Annotated in this window: 22 protein-coding genes and 2 pseudogenes; 8 read left to right on the forward strand and 16 right to left on the reverse strand. The window is 69.6% G+C overall.

What is annotated here, in order from left to right; all coding sequences use genetic code 11:
- A partial coding sequence (locus AB0D14_RS41885) for a hypothetical protein (RefSeq protein ID WP_362789853.1) occupies nucleotides 1–194 on the reverse strand: 194 nt, incomplete at its 3' end.
- A gap of 955 nt (nucleotides 195–1,149) precedes the next feature.
- Here AB0D14_RS41885 and AB0D14_RS41890 point away from each other — a divergent pair.
- The 4 genes from AB0D14_RS41890 to AB0D14_RS41905 are packed head-to-tail and all read left to right on the forward strand — an operon-like array spanning nucleotide 1,150 to nucleotide 6,502.
- Nucleotides 1,150–1,653, forward strand: coding sequence for a DUF4365 domain-containing protein (locus AB0D14_RS41890; RefSeq protein WP_362789855.1), 504 nt, complete (start codon nucleotides 1,150–1,152; stop codon nucleotides 1,651–1,653).
- An 8-nt stretch (nucleotides 1,654–1,661) separates the two neighbouring features.
- Nucleotides 1,662–2,747, forward strand: coding sequence for a hypothetical protein (locus AB0D14_RS41895; RefSeq protein ID WP_362789858.1), 1,086 nt, complete (start codon nucleotides 1,662–1,664; stop codon nucleotides 2,745–2,747).
- Nucleotides 2,748–2,777: 30 nt separating this feature from the next.
- Nucleotides 2,778–3,389: a hypothetical protein gene (locus AB0D14_RS41900; RefSeq protein WP_362789861.1), complete on the forward strand. Its 612-nt coding sequence runs from the start codon at nucleotides 2,778–2,780 to the stop codon at nucleotides 3,387–3,389.
- Nucleotides 3,386–6,502 (forward strand): DUF87 domain-containing protein, encoded by a 3,117-nt coding sequence (locus AB0D14_RS41905; protein WP_362789864.1) that lies wholly within the window; start codon nucleotides 3,386–3,388, stop codon nucleotides 6,500–6,502. Before AB0D14_RS41900 ends, AB0D14_RS41905 begins: the two co-directional genes overlap by 4 nt.
- A 358-nt stretch (nucleotides 6,503–6,860) precedes the next feature.
- Here the strand turns inward: AB0D14_RS41905 and AB0D14_RS41910 are convergent, their stop codons facing one another.
- From AB0D14_RS41910 to AB0D14_RS41930, 5 genes and pseudogenes are all read right to left on the reverse strand, one after another.
- Nucleotides 6,861–7,271: a hypothetical protein gene (locus tag AB0D14_RS41910; RefSeq protein WP_362789867.1), complete on the reverse strand. Its 411-nt coding sequence runs from the start codon at nucleotides 7,269–7,271 to the stop codon at nucleotides 6,861–6,863.
- An 18-nt stretch (nucleotides 7,272–7,289) separates the two neighbouring features.
- Nucleotides 7,290–7,412 carry a hypothetical protein gene (locus tag AB0D14_RS41915; protein WP_362789870.1) on the reverse strand — a complete coding sequence of 41 codons (123 nt, stop codon included), beginning with the start codon at nucleotides 7,410–7,412 and terminating at the stop codon, nucleotides 7,290–7,292.
- A 519-nt stretch (nucleotides 7,413–7,931) separates the two neighbouring features.
- Nucleotides 7,932–8,369, reverse strand: a pseudogene (locus tag AB0D14_RS41920) (alpha/beta hydrolase); the annotation flags it as partial.
- 46 nt (nucleotides 8,370–8,415) lie between these two features.
- Entirely contained in the window at nucleotides 8,416–10,038 is a 1,623-nt protein-coding gene (locus AB0D14_RS41925; protein WP_362789872.1) for an alpha/beta fold hydrolase, read from the reverse strand.
- Between the two features lie 70 nt (nucleotides 10,039–10,108).
- Nucleotides 10,109–10,330 carry a recombinase gene (locus AB0D14_RS41930; protein WP_362789875.1) on the reverse strand — a complete coding sequence of 74 codons (222 nt, stop codon included), beginning with the start codon at nucleotides 10,328–10,330 and terminating at the stop codon, nucleotides 10,109–10,111.
- Between the two features lie 178 nt (nucleotides 10,331–10,508).
- Here AB0D14_RS41930 and AB0D14_RS41935 point away from each other — a divergent pair, with 178 nt between their 5' ends.
- A complete protein-coding gene (locus AB0D14_RS41935) occupies nucleotides 10,509–11,102 on the forward strand; it encodes a hypothetical protein (RefSeq protein ID WP_362789878.1) in 594 nt (197 codons plus the stop codon).
- 69 nt (nucleotides 11,103–11,171) lie between these two features.
- On the opposite strand, the gene AB0D14_RS41940 is transcribed toward AB0D14_RS41935, so the two are convergent.
- The 3 genes from AB0D14_RS41940 to AB0D14_RS41950 form a co-directional block, all read right to left on the reverse strand.
- Nucleotides 11,172–11,558 carry a hypothetical protein gene (locus AB0D14_RS41940; protein WP_362789881.1) on the reverse strand — a complete coding sequence of 129 codons (387 nt, stop codon included), beginning with the start codon at nucleotides 11,556–11,558 and terminating at the stop codon, nucleotides 11,172–11,174.
- Nucleotides 11,559–11,642: 84 nt separating this feature from the next.
- Nucleotides 11,643–11,894: a hypothetical protein gene (locus AB0D14_RS41945; RefSeq protein ID WP_362789884.1), complete on the reverse strand. Its 252-nt coding sequence runs from the start codon at nucleotides 11,892–11,894 to the stop codon at nucleotides 11,643–11,645.
- A gap of 45 nt (nucleotides 11,895–11,939) precedes the next feature.
- Nucleotides 11,940–12,158, reverse strand: a complete 219-nt coding sequence (locus AB0D14_RS41950; RefSeq protein ID WP_362789937.1) for a transposase — start codon at nucleotides 12,156–12,158, stop codon at nucleotides 11,940–11,942.
- An 81-nt stretch (nucleotides 12,159–12,239) separates the two neighbouring features.
- On the opposite strand from AB0D14_RS41950, the gene AB0D14_RS41955 reads away from it, so the two are divergent.
- Nucleotides 12,240–12,995 (forward strand): DUF6262 family protein, encoded by a 756-nt coding sequence (locus AB0D14_RS41955; RefSeq protein WP_362789888.1) that lies wholly within the window; start codon nucleotides 12,240–12,242, stop codon nucleotides 12,993–12,995.
- Nucleotides 12,996–13,219: 224 nt separating this feature from the next.
- Here the strand turns inward: AB0D14_RS41955 and AB0D14_RS41960 are convergent, their stop codons facing one another.
- From AB0D14_RS41960 to AB0D14_RS41975, 4 genes are all read right to left on the reverse strand, one after another.
- Nucleotides 13,220–13,918 carry a hypothetical protein gene (locus AB0D14_RS41960; protein WP_362789891.1) on the reverse strand — a complete coding sequence of 233 codons (699 nt, stop codon included), beginning with the start codon at nucleotides 13,916–13,918 and terminating at the stop codon, nucleotides 13,220–13,222.
- A 235-nt stretch (nucleotides 13,919–14,153) separates the two neighbouring features.
- Entirely contained in the window at nucleotides 14,154–14,537 is a 384-nt protein-coding gene (locus AB0D14_RS41965; RefSeq protein WP_362789894.1) for a Rid family hydrolase, read from the reverse strand.
- Nucleotides 14,538–14,577: 40 nt separating this feature from the next.
- Complete coding sequence (locus AB0D14_RS41970) at nucleotides 14,578–16,077, reverse strand: carboxylesterase family protein (protein ID WP_362789897.1); 1,500 nt, start codon at nucleotides 16,075–16,077, stop codon at nucleotides 14,578–14,580.
- A 21-nt stretch (nucleotides 16,078–16,098) separates the two neighbouring features.
- On the reverse strand, nucleotides 16,099–17,013 hold the full coding sequence (locus AB0D14_RS41975; protein WP_362789900.1) for an MBL fold metallo-hydrolase: 915 nt from the start codon (nucleotides 17,011–17,013) through the stop codon (nucleotides 16,099–16,101).
- A gap of 118 nt (nucleotides 17,014–17,131) precedes the next feature.
- Between AB0D14_RS41975 and AB0D14_RS41980 the strand changes: the two genes are divergently transcribed.
- Together AB0D14_RS41980 and AB0D14_RS41985 are read left to right on the forward strand one after the other, a co-directional pair.
- Nucleotides 17,132–20,059, forward strand: coding sequence for an AAA family ATPase (locus AB0D14_RS41980; protein ID WP_362789902.1), 2,928 nt, complete (start codon nucleotides 17,132–17,134; stop codon nucleotides 20,057–20,059).
- Nucleotides 20,049–20,945 (forward strand): hypothetical protein, encoded by an 897-nt coding sequence (locus AB0D14_RS41985; RefSeq protein WP_362789905.1) that lies wholly within the window; start codon nucleotides 20,049–20,051, stop codon nucleotides 20,943–20,945. The genes AB0D14_RS41980 and AB0D14_RS41985 overlap by 11 nt, the downstream gene beginning before the upstream one ends.
- Nucleotides 20,946–20,950: 5 nt before the next feature.
- On the opposite strand, the pseudogene AB0D14_RS41990 reads toward AB0D14_RS41985, so the two are convergent.
- The 3 genes and pseudogenes from AB0D14_RS41990 to AB0D14_RS42000 form a co-directional block, all read right to left on the reverse strand.
- Nucleotides 20,951–21,220 (reverse strand): annotated as a pseudogene (locus AB0D14_RS41990) (transposase); the annotation flags it as partial.
- A gap of 66 nt (nucleotides 21,221–21,286) precedes the next feature.
- A complete protein-coding gene (locus tag AB0D14_RS41995; RefSeq protein WP_362789908.1) occupies nucleotides 21,287–21,769 on the reverse strand; it encodes a hypothetical protein in 483 nt (160 codons plus the stop codon).
- Nucleotides 21,766–23,019, reverse strand: a complete 1,254-nt coding sequence (locus AB0D14_RS42000) for an IS256 family transposase (RefSeq protein ID WP_362789911.1) — start codon at nucleotides 23,017–23,019, stop codon at nucleotides 21,766–21,768. The genes AB0D14_RS41995 and AB0D14_RS42000 overlap by 4 nt, the downstream gene beginning before the upstream one ends.
- Nucleotides 23,020–23,452 lie beyond the last annotated feature (433 nt).

Consider the following 23,452-nt stretch of genomic DNA (forward strand, 5'->3'; position numbering starts at 1 on the left):
ACCCGCCGTCGACTATGCCGAGCACAACAGCCGCCGCGCAGCCCGCGATCACGCTTGCCGGCAGCCTTCTCGGCATAGTCGCGGTCTCGGCATAGATCAATGACGGTCAAATCGGCCCGGCGAATCCGGGCGACGGTGCCGGCGGTGGCCCCGTCGACCTTCGACTTCCCGATAGCGGTGCTCAGCGTCTCCAAGGTGAACCAGGACACCCGCACGCCCCGTGGACGACGGCTCATGTGCCACGTGCGGTGCCCGAGTGGGGGCGGCCTGCTTGACGAGGCGCCATGGAGATCGGCCCGCTCCGGACCGCCCGCTCGCCGGTATCGGTCGAGGGCACGCTCGCCACGCAGGCCCGCACGTCGCGAGTTACCTGCCTCGTGGGCCTGTTCAGACACAGACCGGCCTGTTCAGATGCGGATCACGATCTTTCCTCGGGCGCGCCCACCCCACGGCTCACTCTGGTGCCGTCGGCAGCGGTGGACGGCACCACGCCGGCACCGAGGAACGAGACATGAACATGCACAGCAACCCCAGGGGTCACTGCCGCTTGAACCAGTCTGCCGGCGTACAGGGCGGTCACCGGGTGAAGTTCAGGACAACAGGGCGAGGGCGGCGTGCGGGAGTTGGAAGCGCAGGGATGGCCAAGTGGCGACCATCCGATTCGTGAAGGCCAGTTCGTGGCCCCGGCCTGACCCAGCGGCGCGCTGCCGTTCACGACCTCGGCGTTCGCGGAGCCGGGACTCCTCGCGGGCTGTCCACGGCTCGGCCGGCTTGGTGATCAGCTTGCCCAGGCGGCGGCGCTGGATCCCGGTACAGGTTCAGGGTCGGACGGCCGCGAGGAGCATCAGGACGAGGGTGGTGGCTCCGAATGCAGTGTGGGCGGTGACCACGGGCACGGACAGGTGGCACATCAAGGCCTCTTGACTTCCCAGAACGGGAGAACGAGCCAGATGCGGCAACCACAGCATCGTCTGTACTCGGCCGGAGCGGAGGCCCGCCCCTACATCGCATCAGGGATGAACAGCTACCTGCCGGCCATCGTTTCGCAGGCCTGTCGGAAGGTCCGTTATGGGGCCCTGACAGTCGTTAGCGCGTGCCGTAAGATTCCGACTACTGTGTGCCACAGTAGGGGGACATTGGGGGGCTTTCGTGCTCGATGCGAAGCAGCATCAGGGCAAGTTCGGCGAAGACTACGTCCGTGTGCTGGCCTCTGCGGCAGGGCTGATCGTCGTGCAAGGCGATATCGACGCGGACGGGGTCGACCTCGGGTTCCGCGCCACCGGCCGCTACGGACGGACGCTGTCACCCACTGTCGAGGCTCAGATCAAGACATGGTCGAAGCCGTCCGTGTCGTCCGGCCACCTGAACTTCCGCGGGCTCAACGAGCGGCAGTTCAACAAGCTCGCCGGTCCCGACTTCACCGTGCCCCGGTTTCTGTTCGTCATCTGCGTCCCCGCCGACAACCAGGCGTACGCGGCCATGAGCACCGACGGTGTGCTGCTCCGTCACCTCGGCTACTTCGTCTCGCTTCGCGCCGAGGAGCCGATCAAGGACCCCGCCCGTAGCCGAAGGCGCCCGGTCAGAGTTCCGACAGCGAACGTGCTCACCGCCGCCTCACTGCGCCGGCTCACCGAGACGCAGTCCGACTGGTAGGGGAACCGATGACGATTCCGCTGAAGGTCGATGACATCGCCAGCTATCTGGCGGAAACGGGCTGGGAGCGGGATCCGCAAGGCTGGCGCGGAGCGAGTGTCTGGCAACATCTGGGCGACTACGAGGTGTTGGTTCCCGCTCGCGACGGCATGGGCGACAACGACAGCCGAGTACGGGAGATCCTGCGCTGTCTGTGCGCGCTGGAGGACCGGCCGGCGGGCGACATCGCCCTGGAGATCGCCAGACCGCAGCTGGACAAGCAGTCCTTCCGCACGTTTCCCGCCGGCCACGACCCCGGCTACACCTCGCTGCTCCTGGGTACGCAGACGGTGCTGGGTGTCCGCAACGTCCTGACGGCGGCGGCGCGCACCGTCGTGCAGGGTCCGCACTTCGCCTTCGCCGGCCGGCAACCGGGCGTGGTGGGCGACCTCTTGCGCGCAGCCGAACTCGGCCCCTCCCGCGCCGGGAGCTACGTCGTCGAGATCCGGGTGGCGGCGGACGCGACGGCCCGAACCCCGAGCGGGGAGCAGGTCACCGGTCGGGCCGTGCTGGTCCAGATGCTCGAGGCGGTGAGCGCGGCCCAGGCGGCCGTAGCGGCGGAAGCGCCCGCGGCCTTCGACGAGACCGTTACGGCCGGCGTCTCCGCGGATCTGTGCAAGGCGCTCAGTGAGCTCTCCGGTTTTGACCGGAGCGAGCCCTTCGAGATCGGCTTCCGGTGGGCGCGCTCGCAGCCACTCGATGTGCCGTCACGCGTCGTCGCGTTCCCGGAGACCTCGGGATCGCTTCTGCACGCCGCGTCCCTGCGGCTTCGCGGCCTCAACGCCACCGGTGCCGCGACGGTCTCCGGTGTGGTCGAGGGGCTGCATGACGACTCCTCCGGCAACGACCGGTGGCGGATCAAGGTCCGTGGTGAGTTGCGTACCGAGCACGCCGAACTGGTCCGGCGGGCCGTCTGGGTGCGGCTCCCGGACCAGGCCTCGTACGACGGTGCGATCACCGCGCATCGGGAACGGCAGGTGATCACCGTCATGGGCGAGTTGTCCAGCATGACCGGCCGGGTGGAACTGGTGCCCAGGCGGGGGTTCGACATCTGACCGGATTTCGGCTCATCGAGGAGGGGTACTGTGCCGACGGAGTTGACTGTACGGGATCATGCATCGCTGTTCGCCCTGATGGTGGTCGCACGGCCGGTGACCAACCGTGAACTGCGCGAACTCGCCGGCCTGGAGATCACCGCGGCGGTGCGACGGCGAGTGAACCAGGATGCCGAGCGGATCGTGACCAGGAAGGCCGGTGCGGTCAACACGCACCAGCTCACGTCCGCGGGCCGGACCTGGTGCGAGTCCGCTCTGGTGGCCGGACGCCCGGACGGAGCGAAGTTTCCGGCCGGGGTGCTCTATGCGGTGTTGGACACCGTCGGACAGTACCTGGCCCGCTCCGGCACCAAGTTCGGCGAGTTCTTCCAGCCCGACGTCGAGGACTGGATCCGCGCGGTCTACACGGAACTCACCGTCCGTCGGAAACCGGGCAGTTGGGTCAGGCTGTCGGCGCTGCGCTCAAGGCTTGCGGACCTGCCGCGAGGGGCCGTCGACGCCGAACTCGACCGGATGATCGAGCAGAACGACGTACAGCTGATGGGCGAGCTCAACCAGCGCACGCTCAGCGACGAGGACCGCAGAGCCGCCGTCGACATCGGCGGCGAACCCCGCCACCTGCTGCGGATCGGACCGGCGTGAACGGGGAACTCGCCGCCCTGGAGACGCTGTACATCAACACCGCGCTGACCCAGGAAGAGATCTGGACACCAGTGACCTCCTACCACGTCGACGGCCTTCATCCTGAGGTGTTCCGGCGGCTGGGGAGGGCGATGAGGGCCGCCGAGCGCGCCCACTCGCCGGTGGCGACCGTGGTGCGTGGCGAGAGCGGCTCGGGCAAGACGCATCTGCTCGGCTGGACCCGCCACGAGATCCAGGAGCACGGCGGCTCCTTCTTCTACATCAGGCTCGTCACCGGCCGGAGCTTCTGGGAGAGCACCACCGACAGTCTCGTCGACAGTCTCTACCGGGCGGACGAGGGCGGCCAGGAACAACTGACTCGCCTGCTCGACGAGCTTTCGCGCCGGGCTCGCCTCGACACGGACACCCATAACGCCGTCACTGGCCGGCGCGAGTTGACGCGCGCCCATGTCGACGCGTTCGTCCGGGGGATCCGGACCATCGACCGACAGGTGGGCAGCGAGGCCGCGGACACGGCCCGCGCGCTGGCGCTCATAGCCTCCACCGGCGATTCCGTGGAGATCGGCAGGGCCTACTTCGCGCTCAATGCCGACGACGGGAACAAGCGCGCCGCCTGGGGGATGTCGCCGGGCGGGCGATCGGCCCAACTCGTCCTCCGCGAGCTGACGCGCCTGTTCGCCCTGGTCGGACCGCTGGTGTTCGCCTTCGACCAGCTCGACACCCTGGTGTCCGCCGCGCAGACGTCGTCGCTGACGTCGCCCGCTTCAGGCGAGGGCCGGGCCGCGAAGCGGCTGAGCGGTGAGATCGCCACCGGCCTGATGGAACTGCGGGAGGAAGCCCGCCGGACCCTGATGGTCGTGGCGTGCCACGAGGACACCTGGGAGCAGATCTCCCGGGCGGCGGTCCGGTCCGCCCTGGACCGGTTCGAGGTTCTGCCGACGCTCGGCGCGATTCCCGACGAGGCCACCGCCGCCGCCATCGTCAGCAGCCGCTTTCGGCGCTACTACGAGTCGCTGGGGTTCACCCCGCGGTATCCCACCTGGCCGGTCACCCCGGCGGCGCTGGCCGAAGCCCCACACCGTTACACCGCACGGCGGCTGCTCATCCGGGTCCAGAAGCACATCGAGGCGTGTCTGCAGACCGGCACGGTGGCCGAACTGATCTCCCTGACAGACGCGGAGCCCACGGCAGTCGCACCGCCCGCACCGGCGAGGGCCGTCGACCTGAGCACCCTGACGGAGTCCTTCGACAAGCTCCGTGCCGAGGCGGACGACCTCGGGCCGCTCGACCCCACGACCGAGGACGGGTTGCTGCCCGCTCTGCTGGGCGCGGGGCTGCGGAGTCTGGTCAGGGAACTGGGCGCCGACGAGACGCGGTTCTCCATCGAGACCGACTTCGGCCGCAAGGCGGCGTTGCACGCCCGGTTGCGCTATGTCGTGGACGAGGCCAGCGAGAACGAATTCCACTGGTCCTTCCGGGCGATCGCCGCGAACAACGCCATCGCCGCCCAGAACCGGATCCGTAACGCGGCCGTGGAGGCCGGCCTGACGGCCGACCTGGCGAGCCGTCGGCTGATCCTGCTGCGGAACACGCCGTACCCGAGCGGCCCCAGGACCAAGGACATCAAGGACGACTTCGAGGCGCGGGGCGGCGTGTCGTTACCGATCGGCGCCGCCGACCTCCGGACCCTGGCCGCCCTCCGGGCCATGCTCGACGACCGTACGTCAGACCTGGACGAATGGCTGCGACAGGAGCGCCCCGCTTCCCGCATCGAGGTCTTCGCGCCGGTGCTGGGAGACTTACGGCAGCATCTCGGCATCGCGACCACGGAAGTCGGCTCCGGGGTGGCGGCGGATGCGGCGGGCATACCGGAGGACGCCGAGCCCGCTCGTACCGAAATCGTCGTCGGAACCACGGTCCGGGGCGGCCGTTCGTTTGCGGTACCCATGGAACGACTCCGGATGCACACCGCGGTGGTGGGCGCGGCGGGATCGGGCAAGACGGTCCTGATCAAGCGACTTGTGGAGCAGTGCGCTCTGCGCGGAGTCTCGGCGATCGTGCTGGATCCGAACGACGACCTCGCACGGCTCGGCGACCCCTGGTCGCGCCCGCCGATGGGTTGGACGAACGACCATGAGCGCGAGGCCCGACGCTATTTCGCGGATGTCGAAGTGGTGGTGTGGACACCGGGTCTGAACCGGGGACGTCCGATCTCCTTCTACCCGCTTCCCGATTTCGGTCCCGTCCTTGACGACGAGGACGACTTCCCCCGTCTGGTCAGGTCGACCGTGACCTCACTCGCGCCACATGCCGGTGTACGCGGCAGCAGTGCTCGCGCGACCCAGCAGCTGGGGGTCCTCAAACGTGCCCTCGAACGGTACGCGCGCGACGGCGGCAAGACCCTGGCCGGCTTCGTCGAGCTGCTCGCCGAGCCCCCGAGCGACATCGTGAACAGCAGGACCAGTCGCTTCGCGGTTCAGATGGCGGACACGCTGGAAGCCGCGATGGAGACCGACCCGCTGTTCGGGGAGTCCGGCGCACCCGCCGATCCCGGCATGCTCCTGATCCCGTCGCCGGGAAAGGCCGCCCGTATCTCGGTGATCAGCTTCATCGGCCTGTCCGGCGACGGACCGGCCCAATTCGTCAGCCGCCTCCAGGCGACCTTGTTCTCATGGTTCAGGGCACACCCGGTCGGCGACCGTGCCCTGGGCGGGCTGCTGGTGATGGACGAGGCGCAGAACTTCGTGCCCTCCGGTGCATCGAATCCGAGTACGGACAGCACGGTCGAACTCATCCGACAGATACGCAAGTACGGACTCGGGATAGTCCTCGCCTCACAGCTCCCCAGGGGGATCCACAACCAGGCGCTGGGCAACACCGTGAACCAGTTCATCGGCCGACTCACAGGACCTGCCCACATCGAGGCGGCCAGGACCATGGCTCAGGCGCGGAACGCAGTCCTCGACAACCTCGCCGGTCTCAAGGCCGGCATGTTCAACGCCGCAAGCGAGGGGACCGGATTCAGCAAGATCGAGGTGCCGATCTGCCTCAGTCACCACGATGTGCCGCTCAAGGAGGACGAGATCGTCGAGCGAGCCCGCCGGGGTACCTGAGCGGTCGTGAGGTGGTGAGCGCGTCCTGGCCTGTGCCGAAACCCTGACCTGCACGGACAGGGTCGCCAGGGCGCTTGAGCCGTCCTATCCCGGCGGTCCCCCCCAGGGCGGTGGGTGAACTGCTCACCGCTCGTCTGGCTGTCGTAGTCCAGTCCTCCGACGGACCACGCCGTTTCCGACCGCACGATGTCATCCGGGAGCACACCCATCAGGTGTCGAGGGACCTCCCGGAGGCCGCGCAGTTCTGCGGGCCGTGGCCGACCTGATTTCCGTCGGCGGCGGTTCAGTGGCGTGGCTCAGACGATGCGCCGGATCGCCTCAGCCGACGCTGCCTGGCGCGGGAGGATTTCACTCTGGTTCAGCTGCGATCTTGGTCGGATTCGGGCTGGGTGAGTTGTCGTTGCCAGTCGTTGAACTGCTGGCGGAGCGCGGCGGCTGCCTGGGTGTCGAGGCCGTAGGCGGCGTATTGCTTGTCGGTGTAGCGCTGCACACGGCGGAGGGCGTCGACGAACATCCGTCGGTCGAATCCGGCGTCGTTCTGTGTGGCGAGTTCGATCAGCCGCTCGCGGCTGTAGCCGGTCTTGAGCAGGCCGTCATCGATGGCGTCGCGGACCTCGGCCCGGGTGAACAGGGCGCCGGTTTTGCCGGCGGCGACGTCGTCACGGTGGAGCACAGGACCGAGCTCGGAGGGGACGGGCGCATGGCAGAGGAATTCTGCGACGAGTTCCACCTTGGTTTGTGATCCGGTGGACGGATCGATGACGTTCAACCGGCTGTAGGTAGGGGTCTATTGGGCCGTCTCCACCGTGTATCCAGTCGCCGAATACGCCTTGATGAGCCGGGCGACCGCTTCGGGCATCTCGTCGGCGGCGCGATCGATGGGCGCGAACAGGTCGACGTCATCGCTCATGCGATTGCCGCAGAAGCGGGCCGTTCAGGTAGGTCTCGAGGTCGGCCGGTGTCTGGGCCTCACGGATGACCCGTTCGTACATCAACACGACATCAGCCTGGTCGGCCAGGTCGTAGACGTATCGGGGACCCCAGTCGAGGTGACGGGGCAGCGTGACTGTACCCGTCGTCGGCCCGTCCAGCTCGGCCAGCGCCGTCGGCAGAGTGTAGGGCTAGGATGCCACGTACCTGTTCATGACCCCAGCATGCCGCAATCGGCCTGTCCGGCGGTATCCACGGCGCGTTTGTCGCGGGATGGGCCACGTGGCAGGGAGCAGCCTGATCGAGGATGACGGGGTCCGGTTGAGCGCGTTCCCCCACAGCTACCCGTACGTCCTCGCTGCCCGCGAACAAGCTCTGGAGCAGTCGATCTTCGGCTCGGAGCAGAAGGAGGCATCCGGGCGCGGCCGTCCTCCGGCGCCGGCGGCGGGAGTTACGGGCATGGGCTTGGGAACGGGCGATATCGAGGCATCGGTATGTCTTGCGCACGCAGCAGGCCAACCGCCCAGGGGCGAGAGGTTCGGGACAGTCGCCGTAGAGGGTGCCCGCAGCCCGGTCGGGGTACAGGCTGGTAGAGCCGTCGGGCCCAGAGTTGATCGCGTCCTGGAGCTGCGGGGACGCGCCACCCAGAGTGGCCGCGCTCCCGCCGACATCCGGCACGAAGGCCGCCAGATGGACCAGTTGTCCCGCCCCGCCCAGCCCAGTGATCACTGACCCGACGTAGAAGTGACCCAGCACAATCGGAGGCTCCGGTAGCGAGTCGATGACAGCCTGGACCGCGGCTGTGTCAGCGGACAATGAGCCCCGGGGGGAGCTCGGGAACGACAACCTCGGTTCCTCCGGTCCGCAAGCGTTCTGCCACCACGGCGAAGTGCTCGGGACGGTGATACAGGCCATGAACGAGCACCACGGCAGTCATTGCGCACCCTCCTCGGGTCGGTGTCAGACGAATGATCCAGGGCCGGTCAGCCGCATCGCTGCAGCAGTCCGTCCACGTACGCCTCCAACCGTTCTCGCAGCACCTCGGACGTCAGATCGTCCCGCCCCAGCTCACGCCACGGCCCGGCCAATTTCGCCGCGTCGGGGCAGTAGTGCAGGGCGTCGAGCAGCCGCCAGTACAGGTGGTCGGGGCCGTCGGCGAGGTCGCGGCCACCGTGTCCCTCGTACCGCTCGCGGAACTCCAGCCCGTACGCCGGCCCGTGCAGCAGCGCGAGCGCGGTCGAGCAGTGCGCCACGTCCAGGTCGGCAGGTCCCCACGAGGTCTCGACCCAGTCCACGACACCGGTGATCCGCAGCGTGGGTCCGGCTCCCGTGAAGAGCACGTTGCCGGGGTGGAAGTCGCGGTGCAGAAAGCAGCCGTCGTACGGCGGCGGGTCGCGGCGGATCACGTCCACGGCCCGCTCCCACAGGGGGCCGTTCGGGGTGCGGACGCGCTCCGGGGAGGTCCACGCCTGGTAGGGGCGCGGTCTTTCGGCCGGTACGACGCCGTGGACGCGGACAAGCTGGGCGGCGAGCAGGTCCAGGCGCCGGTCGAGGTCGTCCCCGTCCACACGGACGCGGCCCGGCAGCGCGGACATCAACAGCGTCGGGTGGTTGCAGTGTTCGGCCGTGGCGTCCACGGCGACGAGACCAGGTGCCGGGATGCCCTCCTTCCCGGCGAGAAGTGCCAGGACGGACGCCTCGCGGGCCAGCAGCCCGGGCCCGTGGTGGCGGAAGAACGGCTTTACGAAGGTCCGTTGCACCAGGGTCGTGTCGTCGTCGAGCGTGAGCCGGCGCATCTGGGAGCTCCAACCGCCTGACAGAAGACGGGAGTCGGCGACCGAGCGGCCGTGGCCGAGCTGCTTGGCCAGCCACGCGCACGTGGCAGACCAGCCACGGTCGTCGAGTCCGGTCAGTACCGCCTCCACGAACTGCCGCCGGTCCTCGTCGTGATCGCGGAACCACATTCCCAGCTGGTGCTGCGCGTCCGGAAGGTCGAACCGCGTGTACTGGGCGCGCGCGGCCAGCGCGTCCTGTACGGCCTCGGTCACCGCGGCCGGGATCACCGTGTCTGTGCCCGGCACGGCGAGCACCGCCCGGCCCTCGTAGGCCCGCAGCACCTGAAGCGCGGGCGCCTCCCGCCAGCTGTCCGGCCGCCGGATGGTCCCGCTGAACCGCCCGTTCCCTTCCTCGAAGGGCACGTCCCAAGCCGCGGCGGTGTACATGGCGGGCGCGCACAGCCCCAGCGCCGCCACTCGATCCCCGTAGTGGGCGACGAGATCCGCGACTGTCTGCCCGCTCATGCTGAAACCCACCAGGACCAGCGGCCCGTCCACCCCGGCGTACGCGTCGATCACCGCGACGGCCTGCTCGAACCGTCGCTGCAGGCTTAACTCACTGAGCTTTCCGGTGCTTTCGCCGTGCCCGGAGAAGTCGAAGGCGACCCCTCGGCAGCCGTGGGCCACGAACTCCTGTACCAGCGGGAGCAGTCGCTCCATGCTGCTGTTGCCCGCCCCGTGCAGCACCACGGCGGTGACCTCGGAGGGATCACCGCCGTATACACCGCTGAGCCGTTCACCGTCGTGGTCGTGCGTGAAGTCGAAGAGCATGCCCCCTATTCACTCACGCCGTGGCCTTCGTCTTTCGGGAGCAGCATCGCCGGCACCCGACCTCTGGTCGTCATCTGTTCGGGGATGGGACGGTTGGGATGCCGAGGGCGACGGGGGTTCGGCGCGTGAGGCGGGCCGCGTCGGCCTGCTTGGTGCGGACGAAGGCCAGCGTCAGGTCGATGCCCTCGATCTCACCGAGCCACTGCTCCTCCTCGGCTCGCTTGCGACGGAGGATCAGGTCCTTCTCGATCTCTGCGAGCCTCGGCAGCATCTTCGGGCTGACCTGCAGCATCGGGCATCGCACGCAAGATTATCCGAACCAGCCCAGACTGCCTGGCGGGGCCGAATCGCAGTCGTGTTACTCAAAGTAGCGGGCAATAATCTCGGGGCCAGGGAGCATTCGGGCGTGTCGCGCAGCCAACTCCGGCAGGCCTGATCGTCCTCCAGCGAGCGTCCGGAGACGGGGGAGAATGCAGCACATGGATGACGCGTTCACGCTCCTTCGCCAAGCCGTCGCCCTGCTGCCGGAGGAGGCAGCGGCAGAGAACGGCCAGACGGTCGGGGACGTGCGCGAGGAAATCGGGCGCCAGGAGTGGGAGATGGTGCTCGGCGTTCTCATCGAGATCGGGGATGTCCACCCCGTGTCCGTGGACTTCTGGGACCTCCTAGCCGAAGCTGCTCGGCAGATGATGCTCGACCGCAGCCGTCGTTGGTGCGAGTGGCGTGGCTGGGAGGTCCAAAACGGCACCGTCCGGGCGACCCTGAGCCTGGTGAGTGCAGAGGAGGGCTGCCGCCGGACTGCTTTTGCCGCAGACGGACGGATCCGGCCGATGTGGGACATCGGCAACCGCAATGCCGACGGGGAGCGAGAGCTGAACATCGCAAGGCTGTGGGTGGAGTATGCGCAGGAGCTCGGCCCGGGAGAGACCGCCGACGTTCGGCTGGCTCCCTTGAGCCCCGAGCAGTGGAGGCATCTGAAGTGCGGCGATGTGATCACCATGCACGAGGCCCGACCTGTTGCCGGAACGGCTACCGTGATCGAGATCCTGTCGCCGCACGCCTGAACTAATCTTGTTGTCCCAGGTGCTCGGTCGGGCACGGCCTATCCGGACCACGGGGTAGTTGCCCGAGTTTCAGCGCTCAGTGCTCTGCCCGGAGTGGATAGTGCGCAAGGCGAGAACAGGATCAAGAGCTGGGATGAGAGCCCTGGTGACAGCGTCCACAAGATGAGGTGGTGCGGGGCCGGTCTGCAGGGCGGTCACGTATTCGATGACTTCGCCGTGTGCCAGTTCTGGAACGTGCTGTCGCAGCAGGTGCATGGCGATGATCCGTCCCTGGGCCGCCGCAGTCTGGCGGATCTCGTCGTGCAGGTCGCCCACGGCGGTCCGGATAGGCATCTTCCGGATGCGGCTGCGGTAGCCGGCCTCCCCGGCGCCGGTGATGGCGGACACTGGCCCGATCTGGTGGAGACCGCCGTCGACACGGTCGACCAGGTAGGGTCCGTTGCTGTCGACGATCAAGTTTTTCGGCTCTGTCGGAGATCTTGTGGCGGTGGCAGCGCGAAACGCTGGTTGGCATGGCTCAGGCGCATTGGGCCTGTTCGCCTACTCGTAAACGGTGGCCGCGCTGAGGGCTCGTGCGATGAAGGTCCAGTCGCCGTTGGCCGGAACTTCCTTGCCGAAGTTTCGGTACCAGGCGTCCGAGCTGGCTATCCACGCCGCAAGGGCATCGAGGAAGCAGTCGAGGGTGTGGTTCTCCCAGTCGTGTCCTCGCTGGAGGTAGTCCTGGTGGAGGTCGCGGACGAATGAGACCAGCTCATCGCGTGTGAGTATCTCGTCATCAGGGGTGAGCGGCATACGAGCAACCTAGCCTGTGGGCTAGCAGGGTTTCCTGGCCGAGCGTCAGGTGGCGATGAGAATGCGTCTGCGGAGGAGGTCGAGGTTGGCTCGGCCGAACCCCATCCGCTTGAGAAGCTTGACGCGCGTGACGTGTCCCTCGACCTGGCCGGAACTCCATGGGCTGCTCAGTGCGGCGGTAACGGCGTCGAGGTGTGGGCAGGCAGTTCTGATCTCTTTGAGTTCTGCCGCGTCGGCGTCGGCGAGGTGTCCGGGGTTCGTCATGATCCAGCGCACGATTCGGCGGGGCTTCGGTGTCGGCCGTGGTTCGGGAGGAGGGGCTGGCGGCTGCCTCGGCCTGGGGCCATGGGGCTTCTTGAATGGGCGGAAGTAACGGCGGACGCACTGGATGTCGCCGGTGAAGCCCTGCTCGTACAGTTCGCGGTGGAGCTGGGGAATATCGTGGCAGCCCTCGTTCCACCGCCGGTGGTGACAGGCGACATGCCGGGGATCGGCGCCTGCTCCGTGGCCTCGGGCCCGGGGCAGACCGCGGCAGCCGTTGCTGCTCGGAGGCGCCAGACGGAGCGAAAGCTGACCGCTGTCGACGCGGCCATCGCCCAACTGCGCCGCGAGCGCGGACGGCTCACGGTGCGCGGCATCGCAGCGCGGGCGGCCGTCTCTGCCACTTTCCTGTACGAGAACCCCGACGCCCGTGCCCGCGTCCAGGCAGCCATCGCCGACAGCAAGAGCCGGCATGACCGCGCCACTGCTGCCGAGCACGAATCCATCGAGGCCACCTGGCGGGAGCGGGCCCTCAACGCCGAGGCTGAACTCACGCGCGCGCAAAAGGAGATCTTCGTTCAGCGGCAGCGCCTTGGCGAACTCATGCGCCAGTTGCGGGACCTCAGCCAGACCGCGCCCGGTGAATCCGTCCAGGGGCTGGTCACCGAGAACACGAATCTCAAGCACCGGGTCCAGCAGCTCACCCGGGATCACCGACTGTTGCAGGAGCGGATCGAGGGAGCTCGCTCGAACCTGCGCTTCGCTGACAAGCGCGTCGCCGATCTTGAGATGCAGGTGCCGGAGCTCTCGCAGGCGGGCCCAGGTCGCGAGGGCCCGTAGACGGGGAAGCGGTCCCTCTGATGCCCACGGCATGCGCCCGTTGTCGTAGAAGAGGTCCTTGGCGGCGGACCAGAAGATGGGTGACCGCGACGGTGGACCCGTCAGGTCTACACCGCCTCCATAGTGAGAACGTTCGGGATCTGGGCGGAGACGCCGATGGCAGGGAACGAGCTGCCAGGGACGCAGTGTGGCGTGGGTGGGCACGGGTCCGCGTGCCTGGTCCCTCACAGGCTGCATCTCCCGGCGGTGAGTGCTGTGATTGCGCATTCGGTCGCGTGCCGCGCCGCGAGCGCGGAGAGGAAGGGGCCGCGACCGTGGCACGCACGGTCGGCCGGTCCGCTCGCGATCCGCCACTGCCAGGCAGTGTGTGCGGCAGGGATCGACGGGTGGTGCCAGACGGGCTGCGCGGCCGGGTGCGCTTTCTCCGCTGTCTGGACCAGGACGCCGTGGACCACTCCGCCGATCACGGCTGAGGCGCGCCCCCCGCTGTCGTCGACCATCCAGTCCAGCGGTGTCGGGGTCGACTCCGACACCTCCAGGAGGGCGTCGGCGAGGTCGGCCAGAGTCCGGTACAGCGCGGCGCGTACCGCGTCGGCCTGGGACCGGCCCCACTGGCATGGGGTCCGTTCGGCGATCTCATCCACGAGGGTCTGCGCGGCGAGGTTGTCCAGGGGGTCTGACTGCTCCAGGTGTCCCTGGAGCAGCGTCGCGGCAGCGCCCCACGCGAGGTCGTCGCGGGTGACGGCGGTGCCGCGGGCCAGCGCCCACAGGTCGGCGGGCCCCAGGTCGTCGACCGTCTGCCGGATGCACAGGGCGGTCGCGTCCGACGGGGGCGGGACGTCGGCGTTCAGGAAGCCGGCGCGTACCTCCGTGGCCGCGCTGACGTCGCCCGGCTGCAGCACCCCCAGCGGCAGCAACGCCACTGCATGGAGCACCTGGCCGTAGACGCGACGTACCGGATGAGATCCCGGGGGCGGCAATGGGCGCCCCGACAAAGCGCACATGGCGTCCAACAGGTTTGTCGGCGCAACCCTCAGGCTGGCGCATGCCCTCGGCAGACGGCCGTCCATCCCGCCCCTTTCGCTCTTCACGGATGTGCGGCCGGTCCGGACGGCGGTGCGGGGACCGTCTCGGACCGGCCGTGCTCTGTGGCCGAGGTCAGTCCTCCAGCACTGCCAGGGCGTCGACCTCGACGAGCAGTCCCGGCGGCAGCTGCATGTAGACAGTGGTGCGGGCGGGGAACGGCTCGCCGACGGCCGCTGCGTACGCCTCGTTCATCTCGGCCAGGTGTGCGGGATCGGTGAGGTGGACGCGCAGCATCACGACGTCCTCCAGTCCCGCGCCGCCCGCCTTGAGCACGGCGGTGACGTTGCGCAGGGTCTGTGCGGTCTGCTCGGCGACCGTGCTGCCGACGACCTCACCGGTGTCCGGGTCGAGCGGGAGCTGCCCGGAGACCTGCAGGACGGGGCCCTTGCGGATGCCCTGGGACAGCGGGGCCGGCAGGGCGGGTGCGTTCTCGGTGGTGATGACGGTTCTGGTCACGGCGTGTCCTTGAGGGAGGTTCGAAGGGGGTGTACGGCGGTCAGGTCCAGGCCTGTCGTTCCTGGCTGCGCGGGTCGTCGACCTGAGTCCACTCGGCGTCGATGCGCATCGTGGCCCGGTGCTCGGTGTCGTACGGGTCCCAGCCGGGGCTGCCGGTCGCGGCGAAGCGGACCCAGGTCCCGTGCATGCGGGCGGCCAGCTCCGCGGGGGGCTTGTCGGGGCCGAGCAGGGCGCCCTCACCCCGCAGCTGGGGCAGTTGCGCGAGATCGAAGACGAACGGCAGCTCCACCGCGTGGGTGGCGCCGAGCTGTCCGTCCAGGGCCGTCGAGCGCCAGGCGAACTCGTAGGCGTAGGTGGCGGATATGGGGTGGGCGGCGTGTGCGCCGGCCAGGGCCCGGCTGCCCGCGCCGAACAGCGCGTCACCCATGATGGCGGACCGCAGCTCGCCGCAGGACGCCTCGGGGCGGGCCTTGCGGTACGTCTCGACGAGCCGCGCCGGGTCCGGGTGCGAGCGCGCGGCCGTGTCGTCGACGTCCTCGGCGGTCGAGGTGTCGTACTTGTCGACGGGGACCAGGTAGAGGTTTCCCTCCTCGGTGTTGGTCCCGACGAGCAGGTCGACGTCGGCGCTGAGTCCGGCGGCGACGGCCTCGGCGGGCTGGGTGCGTTCACCACCGAGCAGGCTGAAGGGGCTGAGGCCGATCAGCGGATCGTGGTGGGTGGCGGTCTGCAGGTCGATCCCGGCGAGGCGGGAGGCGGCCTCGACCAGACGCTCGTCGGAGACGTCCGCGAAGGCGTCCGCGTGCGGCTCGATGCCCAGGGCCGCGGCCGCCGCCTCGGTGACGCGGGCGGCCTGCTCGGTGGTGAACGCACCCAGGCCGCTGCCGCTTTGCACGATTGCCCGGCGGAAGAGGCCCGCGGCGTCGGGGGTGGCGAGGACACCGCCGACGATGGTCGCCCCGGCCGACTGGCCGAAGAGGGTGACGTTGGCGGGGTCGCCCCCGAAGGCGGCGATGTTCTCCCGCACCCAGCGCAGCGCGGCGACGACGTCGAGTAGGCCTCGGTTGGCGGGTGCCCCGGGGATGTCGAGGAACCCGGTGATGCCCAGCCGGTAGTTGAGGGTGACCAGGACGACGCCGTCGTAGGCGAAGGCGGAGCCGTCGTACAGCGCGGAGCGCGTCGAGCCGGCGACGAATCCGCCGCCGTGGACGAACACCATGACGGGCAGGTCGCCGCTCGTGCCTGCGGGCGTCCACACGTTGACGGTGAGGTAGTCGGCCCCGCGGCTCCAACCGGCGCCGAAATACGGGGACATGTCCACGCTGCCGAGCTTGCGCTCGGACTGCGGTGCGTTGGGTCCGGGCGCGGTGGCGTCCCGTATGCCGTCCCAGGGCTCGTGCGGCTGCGGCGGGGCGAATCGGCCGGCCCCGAGGGGAGGCGCGGCGTAGGGGATGTTCAGGAACGCGGCGGTGCCGTCGTCCTGGCGCAGGCCGCGGACGGCGCCCTGCGCGGTGGTCACGACGGGGTCGGGGTGGTGGTTCACTTCTGGTGCCTTTCCGCGGGCTCAGGCCTGTTCGGTGTACGGGGCGAAAGGCGCCCAGCCCTTGATGGCGAACTTGCTTCCGGCACGCTCGATCTCGGCGGCGCCGTGGCCGCCCAGGTGCGCGGGGATGACGAGGGCGTTGTTGTCGGCCGCCCAGCCCAGCACCTTGCGGCGGGTGGCGCGGGCGCCGGCGGGGTCCTCGCAGAAGCAGCTGTTGGCGTCCGGTTCAAGGATCTGCACCGGGTTGTGCAGCATGTCGCCGACGAACACCGCGCGGTCCGTTCCGGAGGCGAGGGTCAGCACGGAGGAGCCGGGGGTGTGTCCGGGAGCCGCGTCCAGGCGCAGGTCGCCGTCGATCCGGTGGCTGTTCTCCCACAGCAGTGTCCGGCCGGACGCGTGCACCGGGGCCACGCTGTCCTCGAACACGTTCTGGTTGCCGCGGCCGAGCAGCGGCTTGTGGCCGTTGGCCGGGTTCCAGAAGTCGAAGTCGTCCTTCGGCATCAGATAGGTGGCGTTGGGGAAGGTCGGCACCCACTGCCGCCCGTCCAGGTAGGTGTTCCAGCCGACGTGGTCGACGTGGAGATGCGTGTTGATCACGATGTCCACGTCCTCCGGTTTGACGCCGGCCCGGGCGAGGTTGTCCAGGAAGTCGGTCTTGAGGTGGCTCCAGACCGGTGTGTACGGGCGCTCCTTGTGATTGCCCACGCCCGTGTCGACGAGGATGGTCTTGCCCTCGCTGCGCAGCAGCCAGGTCTGGATCGCGGAATTCACGATATTGGTCTCGGAATCCAGGAAATGCGGGGCCAGCCAGGGTGTGCCGTCTTCCCAGACCTCCTTCGGGCTTTCCGGGAAGAAGGTGTCGGGCGTCATTTCGACGGAGCCGTAGTATTCCCAGACGCGGGTAATGGTGACGTTGCCGAGCTTGATCTGTTCCATGTGACTTCCTCGAAATTCGGGGATTTCCTGGAACGGTACGAGCGGCCCCCTGTGCGGCGGTATCCGTCACGTGACTGCACCTGCGCGCACCGCGTCCGGCGGCTTGTAGCCTGAGCTCGTGGAAGCGCACGAGAGTGAGCCGATCGTCGGCCGGGACGCGGAGCTGGCACGCCTTTTCCGTGCCGTGGACTCGGCGACGGCCGACCCGGTTCTGCTGCTTCTCGGCGACGTGGGCATGGGAAAGAGCGCGCTGCTCGACCGTGTGGTGCGGCGGGCCGAAGCGGGCGGCGCCCGTGTTCTGCGTGCCGAGGGCAGCGAGTCGGAGTCGAGCCTGGCGTTCTCCGCCCTGCACCAGTTGCTGCGGCCGGTGTCGGCCGAGGTGGACGAGCTGCCGGAGCGGCAGCGCGCGGCGTTGTACGGCGCCTTCGGCGCGGGCCCGGCCACGGCGGACGGCGACCTCATGCTGATCGGTGTCGCCGTCCTGAGCGTGCTCTCGGCCCTGGGGGAGCGCGGGCACGTGCTCGTGGTACTCGACGACGCGCAGTGGATCGACCGCGCGTCCGTGGACGTCCTCTCCTTCGCCGCCAGACGCCTGGCAGGCGAACCGGTCACGATGCTGGTCGCAGCCCGCGTCGGCGATCACCTGCCGGGCTTTGACCGGCACGTGCCGACGCTCGCCCTGAGACCGCTCGACGACGCCGGGGCCGGGCGGCTGCTGGACCTGCAGTCCCACAGCCCCACCGGCCGGACCAGGACGCAGATCCTCGACCAGGCCGAGGGCAACCCCCTCGCGCTGACCGAACTGGCGAGGGCGGCCGCCGCACCCGGGCCGACCGCGAAGTCGTCGTCCGCGGGTCCGCTCCCGCTCACCGCCCACCTGGAGCGGATCTTCGCCGCCCGCCTGGACGACCTGCCCGCCTCCACCACGCGGGCCCTGCTGCTCCTGGCAGCCATGGACACCGTCGACTCCGCGATCGCCGTCCCCGCCGCAGTGCCGAATGCCGAGGACGAGGCATGGCCGCCTGCCGAGCGGGCCGGGCTGATCCGGCGCACCGCCCGCGACCTGCGGTTCAGTCATCCCCTCGTCCGCTCCGCCGTGTACCACGCCGCGCCCTTCGCCGCCCGGCGCGAGGCCCACCTGGCGCTCGCCGAGCTGCTGCGGGACGAGCCCGACCGGCGTGCTTGGCACCTCGCGGCCGCGGCCACGCGCCCGGACGCGGACGTGTCGGCTGAGCTGGAGCGGACCGCCGACCGGGCCCGTCGCCGCGGCGGCCACGCGGCCGCGGCCCAGGCCCTGCAACGCGCCGCCGACCTCGCGCCGCGACCCGAGGACACCGCCCGGCTGTTCGTCGAAGCCGCCGCGGAGGCCGCGCTCACCGGTGACCTCGCCTGGGTCGAGGAACTGGCGACCGCGGTACGAGCGCGTACCGACGACGCGTCCCTCCTCGCCGAAGTCGCAGCCCAGGTCGGACGTCTGGCGGTACTGACCGTGCGCCACAGCGTGGTTTTCCCCCAACTGGTCGACGCAGCCGAGGAGTTGGCCTCAGCCCAGCCGTCCACCGCGCTGGACGTACTGGCCGGCGCGGCCGTGGTCCGCTACTACTCCGGACAGGACGCCCAGCAGTACCGCATCGAGGCCGCCCTGCGCGGCCTGCACGAGAACGCCTCACACGCATGGCTGCGCACCTGGGTGCGGGCCGTGTCCGACCCCTTCGACGACCGGGCCGAACTCCTCGCCCTGTTCCCACGGGTCGCCGCCGAGGCGCGACGCCGCCCCGACCGGCTCACCGCCTACGCGGTCATGGCCTGGCTGCTCGACGAGACCCCGCAGGCCGTCCGCGCCTTCGACGAGGCCTTCGACCGCTGGGGGTTGCGCGGAGTGCTGCCGGAGGGCCTGGGCGGCGCGGCCGCCTGGAGCTATGTGGAACAAGGCAGGTGGGGACGGGCTCGGGAGGCCTGCGCCCGCAGCAGCGCGGTCGGTTCGACGGCCGGCCTGGACCACGCCGTGGCGTGCGCGGCCGCGGTGGACGCCACCGTGCTGGCCTACCAGGGGGACCCGACGGCAGCCCGCGCCCGGGCCGACGAGGCGCTCGCCCTGATCGACCCGCTGGAGAGCCGCTCGGTGTCCGTCTTCGCCCGTCGCGCGCTCGGCGCCGCGGCCCTCGCGGAGGGCGCCCACGAGACGGCGTACGACCAACTCCGCGCGGTCTTCACGGCAGAGGGCGTCCCCGTGCACTACCACGCCTCCTACCCGGCCCTCGCGGATCTGGCCGCCGCCGCGGTGCGCGCCGACCGGCACGCGGAGGCCGACGCGATCGTCGAACGTGCCGCACGCACCCTCGCCGACAACGCCTCACCCCGCCTGCGCGCACTGATCAGCCGCGCCCGCGGCCTGCTGGCCGACCCCGAGGACGCCGAGCCGCACTTCCGGGCGGCCCTGGCCGACCCCGTGCTGGAACACTGGCCCTTCGAACGCGCCCAGACCCTGCTGGACCTCGCCGAGTGGCTACGGCGCCGTCGGCGCATCGCAGAGGCGCGAGCGCCGCTCACCGAGGCCCTGGAGACCTTCAGGCGCCTGGGTGCACGCCCGTGGATCGAGCGGGCCCGGGCCGAATCGCGCGCAGCCGGCCTCGACGTCACCGACGCCGCCCCCGACGCGCTCGCCGAACTCTCCCCGCAACAGCAGCAGATCATCAGGCTCGCCGCCCGCGGACTGACCAACCGAGAGATCGGCGAGAAGCTCTTCCTCTCCCCGCGCACAGTCAGCTCGCACCTCTACCGCAGCTTCCCCAAGCTCGGCATCACCGCCCGCGCCCAACTGCGCGACCTCATCGAGGGCCCCTGGCGACAGCCGACCACCGGGACTGACGGCACGCCCGGCCACAGATGCAGTCACCTGACGCATACCGCCTGGCCAACCACCGAACCAGACTGGCCACGAGGCGAACGGGACAGCAACCCCCTCGCCTTCACACGGCCCCGCCTTCCTCGCGCACGGACGGGCACGGCCCACCGCGTCGAGGGAACGGACATTCATGGTGGCTGACGCAACAGCGTCGCTCCGAGAGAGGTTCGCCGCGGCCGACCCGGGACTGCTGCGGCTGGCCGCCGGCCTGCGAGCCGCCCTCGGCCTCGCCCTCGCCGCGCTGACCGCCCTGGACCAGCCCTCCGTCGTCGTCCTGGTCGGCGGCTTCACGGCCGTCGTCACCTCACTGGGGATCAGCGACCTGCACCCCCGCAACCAGTTCCGCACCCTGCTCGCCGGCCCGCCCGTGACCTTCGCCGCCCTGACCGCCGGCGCCCTGCTGGCCCCTTTCCCCCTGGCCTCCCGCACGGTCTTCCTGTTGCTGATCTTCGCCGCCGTCTACGCCCGCCGCTTAGGACGACGCCGCCTGGACCTCGGGATCTTCGCCTTCATGGCCTACTTCCTGTCCCAGTTCGCCGACATCCAGCCCCATCAACTACGGCCACTGACGGGGGCGTTGGCGATCGCTTTCACCGCAGCCGCAGCCGCAGTCGCTCGCTTCGGCCTGGTACCCGCGACGTCGTACGGAATCCTCACCCGCGTCAGCACGGCATTCGACACACGTCTTCGTGACGCCCGGCAGACCACACAGGACCTACTGGCAGACAGCACAGCCGGCGCCCGCCGACTCCGACGCCGTCTCGAACGACTGCACACCTCCACGCTGCTGATCCAGGAATTCCTCGACGAGGCTCCGACCGCGCACCCCCGCGACGCGATGACGGAGCTGAAGCGGACGGCACGAGCTGACGCTTTCGCAAAGCCTCCCGTCCCCTCATGCACCCGCTCAACCCCCGCCGCGCCGAACGCGCCCGAGTCCGCCTCCTACTCGAGCACGTGGAAGCGACTGCCTTCCGCGCGCGAAGCCTCGCCACCGAAACCGTACCTACTGACCTTGAATGCGTGATGTCGTCATGATGGCTGGCGTCGGAGGCCGGTGCCGGTGAGGCAGCCGTCGAGGATGTCGGGGCGGTACTGGAGGTGGCGTAGGCCGCGCCGGACGGCGGTGATCAGGTCGTCGGGGTCGGTGAAGCCGCGGTTGGCTGTGGTGGTGCGTCGCAGGACGGACCAGATACCTTCGACCGGGTTGAGGTCGGGTGCGTAGGGCGGCAGTTGGAAGACGGTGAGCCAGTCGCGTTCGGCGATGTAGCGGCGCATGCCGGCCGTCAGATGGGTGTTCAAGGTGAGGTAGGCCGCCGGCGAGGTGCCCGTGGATCGGGTCCTTTTCCGTCGGCCCTGTGGATCAAGTCAGTTCGGTGGTTGATCCAGTCGTTCCATCCGTCGGCTTGCCGCGTTGCGGACGCGACGGGTTCGTCCCCGTTCGGCGAGCCGGCTGAGGGCGTCGGGTGAGGTAATGATCTGCGTGGTCGCGGCCGTGCGCTGGAACCAGTCGGATGCGGCGGTGAGCTCCTCGGCGGCCCATGGCTCGTTCAGAGCGATGGTCCTGAGCAGGGTCCACTCGCGCAGGCGGCGGGTGAGGAAGTCCCGGTCGCCGATGACGGCGGCCATGATGTGGACCCAGGCGGTGAAGCCGGCGTCGGTCAGCAGCTGGGCTGCCCGGCGGTCCAGGTGGTGAACCACCGTGCCCTGCGCCATCGCCACGTCCTGGTCGCGCAGCACTGCGGCCACCAGATCGGCCTCTTCCGCCTCCGAGACAGCATCGAGGGCCTGTAGGTAGTGCGCGTAACGCTGGTGCTCGGCGGGTTCGCGGTCGTGCTGCGGTTCGGTCATGCGGCCATCTCTTCGGGCCGTTCGACGAGGTGGCCGCGTTCGAAGCGGGCGCCGGCCCGGACGAGGGCGACGAGGTGGGGTGCGTTCACGGCCCGCCGGCGGGCCTGGGCGGACTCGATGAGCTTGAAGACCATCGCGAGGGCTGCGGCCCTGCTCCCGGCACTCTTGGTGACCTTCGTTCGGGGCCGCACGGTGGCAAAGGCCGATTCAATGGGATGTGTCGTACGTAGGTGAATCCAATGCTCAGCCGGGTAGTCGAAGAACGCCGGCAGCTCGTCCTCGTCGTCCGCGATCCGTTTGACGACCTTGGGGTACTTCGCGCCGTACTGCTTGGCGAAGGCGGCCACCGCCTGCGCCGCATGCTCCTTGTCCTCGGCGTTGTAGATGTCCTGGATCGCGCGTTTGGCCGCGGGCTGCGCGGGCTTTGGCAGGGCGTCCAGGCAATTGGCTGTTCTGTGAACCCGGCACCGCTGGTGACGGGTGGTGGGGAAGACCTTGTTCAGCGCGTTCCAGAAGCCGAGTGCGCCGTCGCCGACGGCCGGCACCGGGGCGTGCATGCCGCGGCGAACGCAGTCGCGGAGCAAGCCGGCCCACGCCTCGGACGATTCGCGGTAGCCGTCGGTCATCGCGATCAGTTCCTTCGTGCCATCCGCCCGCACGCCCATCAGCACCAGCACCGCGGCCTTCGCCTCTTCCAGGCGGATGCGCAGGTGCACGCCGTCGGCCCAGACGTAGACGTAGTCGGTGCCCGGCAGGTCGCGATCCTGGAGGGCGGTGTGATCAGCCTGCCACTGCGCGGTCAGCCGCGTCACCGTCGCCGGGGACAGGCCGGCCGAGGAGCCGGGGAACTGCTCGAGCGCGGGCACGAAGTCGCCGGTGGACAGACCATGCAGGTAAAGCAGCGGCAGCACCTCGCTGACCTTCGGGGACTTGCGGCACCACGGCGGGAGGATCGCCGAGGAGAACCGCTGACGCTCGCCACTCGCCGCATCGACGCGCTTGTCGTTGACGCACGGCGCCTTGACCTCGACCGGCCCGGCGGCGGTGGTGACCTTCCGCGGCTGGTGAAAACAGTTGCGCACCACCTGGCGACGGCCCAACGCGTCGGGCTCCTCAGCCAACTCGGCTATGCAGGAGTCGACTTCCGCTTCCAGGGCGGCGGCCAGCATCCGCCGCGCGCCCTCCCGGACGATCTCGTCGATCAGGGAGCCGTTCGGGGTGGAACTCTCGGCATTGACTACGCTCAGCACGGGCGTGCCTTCCCGACCGCCGTTCGCAGCGTCGGCCTACTCGGTGACCATCAATCGATCACTCGGGAAGGTACGCCCTTCGCACGCCTCCCGAGCCCCGATCCACAGGTACTGAGTATTACTCACGCTGATCAACGGGCGGGCGGATCGTGGCCATTCGCGCAGTCAACCCCGAAAGGGGCGTCGGCGTGGAGGATCTCGCCGGGTTCGCGCGGCGACTGCGCAACGCGGTACCGATCCGGCGGTGCTCACGCTCAGGCCGGTCCCCCGGGGCCCGGGCGGGGGCCGTCATGCTCCTAGCCCGGGCTGCTGGCGTCCGCCAGGCCCGCCGGCCCTGATGGGCGGGCGGAGGTTCCCCTCGGCACAGCGTACGAGGGTGAGGCGGGCCCGTCTGCGTCCATGCGATCAGCCAGTCGTTCAGGACGGCGAGGGG

This window comes from Streptomyces sp. NPDC048484 (assembly GCF_040651415.1).
In the GTDB taxonomy this organism is placed as follows: Bacteria; Actinomycetota; Actinomycetes; order Streptomycetales; family Streptomycetaceae; genus Streptomyces.